Source organism: Halobellus ordinarius (assembly GCF_031823395.1).
GTDB classification, from domain to species: domain Archaea; phylum Halobacteriota; class Halobacteria; order Halobacteriales; family Haloferacaceae; genus Haloquadratum; species Haloquadratum ordinarius.
Genome location: NZ_JAVQKJ010000010.1, coordinates 57,086 through 65,635, shown reverse-complemented (window position 1 = coordinate 65,635; position 8,550 = coordinate 57,086). Strand labels below are relative to the sequence as shown.

At 65.5% G+C, this 8,550-nt stretch carries 6 protein-coding genes and 1 pseudogene; all 7 read left to right on the top strand.

The window, feature by feature from the left end; translation table 11 throughout:
• Positions 1–2,245: 2,245 nt before the first annotated feature.
• The 7 genes and pseudogenes from RJT48_RS15590 (at position 2,246) to RJT48_RS15560 (ending at position 8,503) form a co-directional block, all read left to right on the top strand.
• Positions 2,246–3,604 carry a hypothetical protein gene (locus tag RJT48_RS15590; protein WP_311173272.1) on the top strand — a complete coding sequence of 453 codons (1,359 nt, stop codon included), beginning with the start codon at positions 2,246–2,248 and terminating at the stop codon, positions 3,602–3,604.
• A 409-nt stretch (positions 3,605–4,013) separates the two neighbouring features.
• The gene (locus RJT48_RS15585; RefSeq protein WP_311173271.1) at positions 4,014–4,640 is read left to right on the top strand and encodes a hypothetical protein; all 627 of its coding nucleotides are present in this window, start codon (positions 4,014–4,016) and stop codon (positions 4,638–4,640) included.
• 249 nt (positions 4,641–4,889) lie between these two features.
• Positions 4,890–5,798, top strand: a pseudogene (locus RJT48_RS15580) (replication factor A); the annotation flags it as partial.
• Complete coding sequence (locus RJT48_RS15575) at positions 5,781–6,455, top strand: RPA family protein (protein WP_425604727.1); 675 nt, start codon at positions 5,781–5,783, stop codon at positions 6,453–6,455. The pseudogene RJT48_RS15580 and the gene RJT48_RS15575, both read left to right, overlap by 18 nt.
• 333 nt (positions 6,456–6,788) lie before the next feature.
• Positions 6,789–7,163: a hypothetical protein gene (locus tag RJT48_RS15570; protein WP_311173270.1), complete on the top strand. Its 375-nt coding sequence runs from the start codon at positions 6,789–6,791 to the stop codon at positions 7,161–7,163.
• 402 nt (positions 7,164–7,565) lie between these two features.
• On the top strand, positions 7,566–8,297 hold the full coding sequence (locus RJT48_RS15565; RefSeq protein ID WP_311173362.1) for a DNA polymerase sliding clamp: 732 nt from the start codon (positions 7,566–7,568) through the stop codon (positions 8,295–8,297).
• Positions 8,297–8,503: a hypothetical protein gene (locus RJT48_RS15560; RefSeq protein WP_311173269.1), complete on the top strand. Its 207-nt coding sequence runs from the start codon at positions 8,297–8,299 to the stop codon at positions 8,501–8,503. Before RJT48_RS15565 ends, RJT48_RS15560 begins: the two co-directional genes overlap by 1 nt.
• Positions 8,504–8,550 lie beyond the last annotated feature (47 nt).

Sequence of the window (8,550 nt, the reverse complement as noted above, 5' to 3'; positions counted from 1 at the left end):
AAACAGGCTAGGACGTGCTGCGTATCGCGGCTCTCGCCTCGTGGTTCGTTCTCAGCGTGAGGATTGGGCACGGTGACGTCGACTTCGCGAGGGGCTGTCGGCTGTACTCGAGGCGGGGGGTCGCGCCGTCGTGAGACGCCGTGGGCTGTCGATAGAGCATAGTGGTGTGGCCTCGGCGGCCGAGTGGTCGCTGTCGCCACCGCGTTCCGGCGTGACGGCCGTCGGCTCGCTGCTCTGGCGCGTATGGATGCCCAATCGGTGTGTCTCGAGAAGGGTGCCGCGCGCGTCGGGGTCGCGCGCGCTTTGGATCGAGACCGCCGCGACGAGCAGAGCTCGTCGGACGGTCTCCGTGGGTGAATTAGGACCGCGTCGTAGCGGCGGCTGATTTCCGGGACCTGCTCCACACGCTCTGGCCGCTGACGGCGGGCCACGATTTCGGGGAATCGCGTAGCTTTCCCCGAAATCGGCCGCCTCACCGGCCAGTCCGTGGGAGCCGATGTCGTCCACTCACCCGCCGAAGTCCGCGGATTGCGCGGTCACGAGACACCGACGCGAACCGGACCCTACCCGCGAGCGCAACCCGCTCGCGGGTCCCTTCCAGTCCGCGACGGCGCCTCGTAACACCGCTCATCGAGCGGATTCGGCGGCCTCGGGAGACATCGGGTCGTGCTACGACCAGGTTTCCTCACTCGGTCGGCCCCCTTGCGCTGGCGCGTGCAGTAGCGCGCGCCGCGCACTCACCGGGAGGGGCCGCCGGAGCCACCAGCGATTTCCGCGGACCCTACCCGCCCCCACCGGGGCGGGTCCCTTCCACGGAAATCGGGCGCCTCTGTCGGCCTCCCGGCGAGTCGGGGCGAAGCCGGGCACGGGGCCTGCCGAGCCGAAGGCACGGGAGATCGCGTCGCTCACTCCGTTCGCCTGAGTCATACGTCGCCAGCACGCTGAACCGGACCGGGTCACGATTTCGCGCGGATACCTTCCCGCGCTCGCAAGCTCGCGCGGGCCCCTTCCACACGAAATCGACCGGTCCAGCGCGCGGCGACGCACGACTCAGCCCGGCCATATGCGGCCGATTCATCTGCGTTCACCGACCCGCACCCGGACCTCGATTCCGGCAGACACTACCCGCCTTCGGCGGGTCCCTTCTCCCGGAATCGGCCGTGCGCGGCTGGTTCACGTTGTTCATCGGCCGCATCTGCCGGGTTCGCGACTCCCGTACCTCGGCGGGCAGGGCCCCGCACCGGGCTTCGTTCTGGCGGTACGGGCCACCCGCCAGAAGCCGCCGAGCAAAAATTAATTTCTTTCCTCTTAAGCGTCCACGGGACGGGCGGGGGAAGCCGCCGTGCCGTTCCTGACCTGGCACGATCTCAGCGGACCCTACCCGCGCTCACACGTTCGCGCGGGTCCCTTCCACTGACATCGGCCAGCTCACGACGGCAGCCGGCTCCCCTGCCGGTACCCGACGGCGCTCGCGCTATCACACACGCGCGAGCGCCGTCGTTCCGACAAGCTCGAGGCCCTGACGCGGGCCGCGATTCCGCGGAGATACTTCCCGCGCTTCGCGCGGGCCCCTTCTCCACGGAATCGGCCGCCTCAGTACCTCTCGCCGTGTCGGAAGGAACGCTTAAGAGGAAACCATCCCCCCCACTTGTCGGATATGAACTCCACGTCTTGGGGAGACCACTTGCCGGATGCCTCTGGCGCGTGCATTCCCCTGATCGCGGCCGCCTTCGGCAGACACTACCCGCCTTCGGCGGGTCCCTTCTCCCGAACGCGCCCGCGTCAGGGGTGCACCCGCCGGACGCCTTCCAGCTTGTGGCGCTGGGCGCGGGCCTCGATTCCGGCAGACACTACCCGCGGCGCATCCGGTCGGTGCGCCGCGGGTCCCTTCTCCCGAAATCGGCCGCGCCAGCGGCCAAGACGCACAGTCCCTTCCAACTGTTGAGGGGGATTGAAATCATAGAGTCAGGTAGCCCGTGACAGGGCGTCGGGCCGTCGGCAGGCGGCGCCGGGCGGTCGGCGTGCGGAACGTCGGCCGCTCAGGCGCGCCCCGCGGTGGGTTTGTTCGCCCCTCCGCGGGGTGAAGGGTGTACGAATACACCCGTCGGTCGGCGGTCAGAAGGCGGGCGCGGTGGAGCGCGCCCAACAGGGGATCACTCCCCGTGAAACAGCAATGTCTAGTTTCAACTCAGGGCAAAAAAGCCCATCGGCGGTTGGACAGCCTGACAAGTACGACGAACTCGAGATGGATCTGCTCTACAGCAGTCCCCATCTGGAGAACGGCGATAACGTGGTCGGTGTGGACATCGACAAACGCCCCCCGACCCCGAACGACGAACCGGTCGAGGACAGCCGGGGGCAGGAACTCGTTCCTGGAAACTATGCGCGAGAACGCTCGGCGCGGATGGACGCGCAGTACCGGGCGGCTGCCTCACAGCACGAAACGTCGGACGAGGACGACCAAGATGACGAGACGGGGCTCCCCCACAGGCGCGAGATGACCGGCCGCGCAGGTGGCACCTACGCGGATGTTCAGGCAGTGATGCACGGCCAGCAGTTGGGCGACGTCGTTGAGGGCGATGTCGGCGAGCTGGTGCGTGGTGTCTCCACTGGGGTCTACTGGGAGCAGGCACTCGCGGAAATGGACATCCCCGAGCCTCGACGCGACCTGCAAGCGCCGTTCGCGGAGGTGTCCCCGGAGCACTACACGCTAGCGACTGAAGAGCGAATGCGCGGCGAGTTCGAGGCCGATGAGCGGAACCGCGCGAAGGCGATCGCGGCAGAGGTGGCGGGCATCGACCGAGCGGCGCGGTCGCGAGACGATATGCGGACGCGGGTGCCGATTCGCCACTCCGTCTCAGAGAGCGACGACCCGTGGGAGGGCCCGCCGGCAGAGACGGTCGGCGTCAAGCGCGTTGATCCGGCAGACGACGAACCGGTCACGACGACGTCCGTGAGTGACGGCCCTGACCCGCGGGCGTCACTTGACCAGGAGACGCTCGCCCAGGTGAACAAGGGCGCGGCGCGGCTGGCCGAGCACTTCCAAGGCGAAGCAGCGATGTCCAGAGCGACGTTCGGGAAGTGCATCGCCCGGCACATCCAGGACGGGTCGGACGTGATGAACGCGACGATCGCCGTCAAGGAGACACTCGAGCGGATGTTCGAGATCAAGCAGCCCATCGGGTCGATCGATCCCTACGAGCAGTGGGAGACGACGGTCGAGGCGGAGGTGACCACGCTGTGGACGCCGAAGCATCGGTCGCAGTACCAGGTGGGACTGGTGCAAGACGAGGCCGGCGAAACGGCGAAGTTCACGGTCTGGTTCGCGGCGGGTGACAAGCCGACGCTCGCGGTGGGCGACCGGATTCGGGCGGAGCGGGTGCGTGTCAACGCCTACAAGGGTGATGCGACCCTGGCAGTCGTCGGTGATACGGACCTCACCATCCTCGACCGGGGTGACGGCCCGATGACGCGGCGGAAGCGGCAGTCGGATGATCCGACAATCGCTCCGTGGTCGGCCGATAGCGACCAGCACGCGTGGATCAACCACATCGATATGGAGCGGGCGATCGAGGTCACGCTCGGACGGCGGGACGACGAGTAGGCCATCGCTCGGCCGCTTTTTTGCGTGTGCCGCGAGTAGTCCTCAGGTAGGCATCGCAACCGGCTGGTTAGTGTGTGGCTCCCGGCACCCACTATCCACCGCCCCACCCACCGCTCCGTGCTCGCGACGCGAGCGTCGCTGCGCGCGCAGCCACAACCTCGACAGCACCGCGTGGCCCGTGGGGGCGCTCGGCGACGCCATCACCCGTGGCGACCGACGTGAGTTTGTCCCTCCCAACAGGGGGTGAGGTGACTTCACAGATGTCCAGCGCAGCAGCTCCCCGTGAGCGATCGCGACCGCGTCAAGCACAGCTGTCCGACTTCCGTCGGCGACCCCGCGAACCGGGGCTCTACGAGCCACCGACGATCGAGGACGACGACTGGTGGCCTGGGAAGGCAGGTGAAGATCGATGACCGAACGGACGCTTCGCATCGAACGGGCGGTCAACGAGCTGATGAACGACCTTCCGGCTGACGTCGCGTCCGAGGACATCGTCGACCAGCATATGCAGCGACTCGTCGCGGACTACGGCCTCTCTGTAGATCGTGCACAGACAGCCACTCGGCAGTACCTCACTGCGTCCCGCGAGGGAGTGGCGGAGTACCTCGTCACCCATCTCGCTCGGACGACTGAGACGCCGCCGACCCGTGACGCGGTCGTCGAGGATCTCGAATTCCTCGCCAACTGGAGTGTCCCTCTTGAGGACGCCTCTGCTGTCGTCCGCCGGAAGTACGACCCCGCGGACCCGGCCGATCCCGACTCTGGCCTCGACTCGGCAACGGGCGTTCCAACGGGTGCAACCGATGCTGAGGTCGCGGCCGCGATCCCCAGTCTTGACGACCACGAGTGGTCGTCCACATCCGACCGCGCCGACCCTGGCTCCGACGACTCAGATATCCTTGACGCCGATTCGCGGGAGACAGATGACGGCACCGCCGCCTCTACCTACAGACGCATTTGGAGGACACGGATTGTCGCCCGTCTTGCCTCGACGATCCGCACCGCTCGCCGGAGGCTGGCCGAGCATCGCCTCTGACCAACGACCGAAACGCACCGCACGCGGTTTATCCCCCCGCGCGGGGTGAAGGGGGACTCACGACTATGCAGGTAATGAGCCGAATCCCGGCGCGCGTGGCGACACCCACCACCCGCGTTCCCGTCGCAACGGCGGTTTATTTCCCCCGGATTGGGGTGCAGGGGCGTGAGCAGGAAGGCGCGCAGGGCGTCGACCTGACTCGAGACGTCCCACCAGCCGATTCGCGAACGCGAATCGGAGTGACCAACGATGGCAGTAGCTAATTCCATTCCCGACGAAGCGGCAGAGCTCGCTGACCAATTCCCGGACGACGTCGACGTAGACGAAGCAGAGATCGCCGAGCGATTCTCGATGCTCGTCGACGAGTACCGCGTCCCGAAGGACGAGGCCGTCCGCACCACGCGGAACTACTTCCTCGACGCGTACGGACTCGACTACGACGATTTAGACGGTCAGAGCGGTTCTAGCGGTCCGGCCGACGAGCGCGAGATCGCGACTGTTGAGGGTCCGAACGAGTGGCTCTCGGTCACGGCGAAGGTCGTCCAGCTCTGGGACAACGACGTCGACTCCATCGCTCAAGTCGGCCTCATCGGTGACGAGACCGGCACCATCAAGGTGACTGTGTGGGAGTCCGCCGACGCACCGACCATCGAGGAAGATGGCGTGTACCGATTCGAGAACGTCGTCTCCGACGAGTACCAGGACCGACTCAGCGTCCAGGTCAACTCCGCGTCCGACATCGTTCCCGTCGACGACGAGGACGCCGCCGACCTCGAAGTCGGCTCGACCGATGTCGAGGCCGCTGGCGCAGTCGTGGCTGTCCAACCCGGAAGCGGCCTCGTCAAGCGATGTCCCGGCGAGGACTGCACGCGCGTTCTCCAGAACGGGCGCTGCTCCGAACACGGCGAGGTCGACGGCGAGTTCGATCTCCGCGTGAAGGCGGTCATCGACGACGGCCAGACGGCCTACGACGTCCTCTTCAATCAGGAAGCCACCGAGGATCTCACCGGCATCACCATCGAGGAGGCCAAGCAGATGGCGATGGACGCTCTCGACACGAGCGTCGTCGCCGATGCCGTCGAGGAGGAGATCCTCGGACATTCCTACACGGTCTCAGGGCCGGTCATCGGCAACTACCTCGTGGTCAACGACTGTGAGGCGGGCAACACTCTCTCCGAAGACGCTGTCTCGCCCGGCAGCGCAGCGAATGGTGATCGCGAGGTCGCCAAGCGCGTCTTCGCCGAGGAGTTCAACAACGCAACGAGCACTTTCACCGAATCCGACGAAGACCGTGCGCCCGTGTACTCGCTGCTGCCGTCGGGTGAGAAGGCCAATCGTGTCTTCGTGGTCGGAACGCTGACCGAGACGACGGACGTCGGCAACGACTCCGAGTACTGGCAGGCCCGCATCGTGGGCCCGACCGGGACGTTCTTCGCCTATGCTGGGCAGTACCAGCCCGAGGCCGCCAGCGTCCTGCGGAATGCGGAAGCCCCGGCGTACGTCGCAGTGGTCGGCAAGGCGCGCACCTACGAGACCGACGACGGTGACGTCAACGTCTCCATCCGTCCCGAGTCGATCAACATTGTCGACGGTGAGGCTCGGGACGCGTGGGTCGCGGAAACCGCCGAGCAGACGAAGGCACGGCTCGAGGCGTTCGACCCCGACGACCCCACCGAGAACGACGACGAGCGCAACTACGATGCGATGGCGGTCGACCTCTACGACCCTGACCTCGATGCCTACGAGGCGATGGTCAGCAACGCTCTCGACGACCTCGAGGCTGGCGAGATCAACGAAGGAGAGGACGACGAGTAGGGCGGCGCACTCCCCGCTGACGCTGTCTCTCCCTCCGTCGTTCGACTCGTCTCACGCACTTCCATATCCACGCTTCGGGGGTTTCTCCCCGGCAAGATTTTTTCGCATACGCTCCCGACCCCACCCTGCGCTCGGTCACGATGTAGAACCGGCTGTCGACGCCGCGAACAACTGGCTCATCGACGAAGCGCAGTCCCTCGCATCTGTCGACGAAAGAGAATCGATCGTGGACTACTCAATCTCCGTCGAGTACCTCTACTCCTCTAGACCCGTCCGCTCGCGTATCGGACAGGCAGTAGTTTGTTCTCCCCTGCCGAGAGTGAGGGATTTCCTATGACTGACAATGGTGACGGACAGTCTCCGAACCAGCACTCGGATGACTCCGTGCTCGCCGATGAGGAGTACGACCCCCTCGCGGAGTACAAACCGTACGCCGTCACTTCGCCGAGCTCGAATGGCATTGCTCATCACGTGCATACGAGTCGCCCTCCGGACTGGAAGCCGGGGCAGCCGTGCCCGCACTGTGGATCGAGACTGATCGTGTCCTCCTTCATCGGGACGGAAATTGCGCGGCATCGTGGCGGCAAAGTCACGCGGCTCGGCGGAGGTGACCGGCTCGGCGCCGTCGAGTATCAGTGCGCGGACTGCGAGACTGTCCTCTACAAGGACGCCGCGTTCGATCTCTGGACGACCCTCCACTTGGACTGACCGTCGAGACTACGATGCCTCCACCAAGGACTCACGGGTCCGTCCAGTACGGCCGTTTTTCGCACTCCACGGGAGATGTAAGCTCGAGTGAGACGTCCCACACCCCCTCAAGAACAGTCTACTCGCGTCTACCGACAATCACGACGATCCCAACGATCACAATCCATCACACCTATGGCAGAATCCACACCCGAATCACCCAACGGTACAGACACCGACCCAAATGACGAGCCCGACATCGGCGTCGAGGCCGATACTGAGGTTGACGCCTCTGACACGGAGGCCGAAGCCCCCGACGCTGACGGGACGGAAGTCGAGGAAGCAGATGACGCTGAGACCGATAGTGACGGCAGCGATGAGGAGTCGCCGTCCGACTCCCGCCCACCCCAGGCGTTCTCGGCGATCATCGAGGCTGACCGCCTCGACCAGACGATCACCACGCTTAGCGTCCTCGTCGACGAGTCTCGCGTCCACCTGAACGATCTCGGCCTTCGCCTCGCCGCTGTCGATCCCGCGAACGTCGCGATGGACGAGACGAACATCACCGAAACCGCCTTCGAGTCTTATCAGGCCGATGGTGGCGTCCTCGGCGTCGACCTCACCAAGCTCGCCGACGTCGTCGGTATGGCTGACAACGACGACCTCATCCAGATGTCGCTCGACCCGGAGACCCGCAAGCTCATCATCGAGTTCGGCGGTCTCGAGTACACGCTCGCACTCCTCGACCCCGACACGATCCGCCAAGAGCCCGACATCCCCGACCTCGACCTCCCAGCACGCGTCGTCCTCGAAGGTCGCGACATCGACCGTGCTGTTCGGGCCGCCGATATGGTCTCCGACCACGTCGAACTCATCGTCGATCCCGACGACGAGGCCTTCCGCGTCCACGCCGAAGGCGATACCGACGATGTCGACCTCGAACTCAGTCGCGACGACCTCATCGACCTCGAGATCGGCGCTGCCGACTCGCTCTTCTCGCTGGACTACCTCAAGGATCTCAACAAGGCGATCCCGAAGGACGCCGACGTCGAAATCCTCCTCGGCGAGGACTTCCCCGCGAAGTTCAACTACGAGTACGCCGACGGCGCCGCCACTGTCACCCAGATGCTCGCCCCCCGGATTCAAAGTGACTGATGTCTCCAGAATCCATGACGTCCGATTCGACTCCACCACTCGATCCTGAACTCGAAACGAGCGCCGAACAGACTGGCCTCGATGATTCCCAGCTCGTCGAGGGTGAAGCCATCGTCGACCTCAACATCCCCGACGACGTTGCCTACGATGTCGACGATCTCGGCAACGGCCGCCTCGCCATCCAGTACTGGGAAGCCGATCCCTGATCCCCGCTCTCGTACCGCCCGGCCCCGGCTGCACCCCTGAGGTTAAA

Bases quoted from the DNA above. Each gene is read 5' to 3' on its own strand.
- RJT48_RS15590 (WP_311173272.1), top strand. From the start codon at position 2,246: ATGGATCTGCTCTACAGCAGTCCCCATCTGGAGAACGGCGATAACGTG.
- RJT48_RS15585 (WP_311173271.1), top strand. From the start codon at position 4,014: ATGACCGAACGGACGCTTCGCATCGAACGGGCGGTCAACGAGCTGATG.
- RJT48_RS15570 (WP_311173270.1), top strand. From the start codon at position 6,789: ATGACTGACAATGGTGACGGACAGTCTCCGAACCAGCACTCGGATGAC.
- RJT48_RS15560 (WP_311173269.1), top strand. From the start codon at position 8,297: ATGTCTCCAGAATCCATGACGTCCGATTCGACTCCACCACTCGATCCT.